Annotated in this window: 2 protein-coding genes; both read right to left on the bottom strand. The window is 39.3% G+C overall.

The features are described from left to right. Positions 1-252: SPFH domain-containing protein (locus tag VB714_RS21435; protein WP_323226725.1), on the bottom strand; the 252-nt coding region annotated here is incomplete at its 3' end. 156 nt (positions 253-408) lie between these two features. Further along, a partial coding sequence (locus tag VB714_RS21430; RefSeq protein WP_323226724.1) for an endonuclease/exonuclease/phosphatase family protein occupies positions 409-736 on the bottom strand: 328 nt, incomplete at its 5' end.

Here is a 736-nt window from a genome sequence, read left to right as displayed (position 1 = left end):
TGCATTAACTTTAATGGTGACGCTATCGGCTGTAACCGCTTCTTGTGGGGGAATATCGACGGTTTTTGTGCGAATATCCACGCGAATCTTTTGGTCGATCGCGGGAATCATCCAATACAATCCGGGTCCTTTAATACTGTTGTAGCGTCCTAAGCGAAAGATAACACCTCTTTGATACTCCCGGTCAATTTTAATCCCTGTTAAGGCACCAAATAGAGTGATTCCACTAAAGAAAAAGATGAGAACTTCCATTTTATTTCTCCTGATACAATATTTATGATTTCTATTCCTAGATTGACTCAGAAAACAAGAACTTGAACCAAATCTTTAACAGTTTTTAACAATTGCTTTACACAACTTCATAAAAGGAAAATTGGTTGTTGGTTATCGGTAAATTTCTATAAATTTCTATTGTTCAATGAGGCGAAATTTTGCCATAAGGGGGAGATGATCTGAGGCTTGTTTTGCTTCAGTAATGACTCGCCATTCGAGAAGTTCTAAGCGATCGCTACTATAAAAAATATAGTCGATTTTGGCGATCGCGCCATCAGAAGGAAACGTTTTTGCTGGAGAGGAAATTAGGCGATCGCGAGGAACAACGGGACTAATTTCTGGTAGATTGAGAAGTAAGGAAATAGTGGCATCAGGATGTTCGGGAGAGGGAGGGGGACTGTTAAAATCGCCCAAGAGTAGAACGGGATATTTCCCAATATATTGTTTGAGTAATTCTTGAATA

Origin of the sequence: Spirulina sp. 06S082, assembly GCF_034932145.1 — a bacterium.
Taxonomy (GTDB): domain Bacteria; phylum Cyanobacteriota; class Cyanobacteriia; order Cyanobacteriales; family Spirulinaceae; genus CCY15215.
This window is presented reverse-complemented; position numbering and strand designations above follow the sequence as displayed.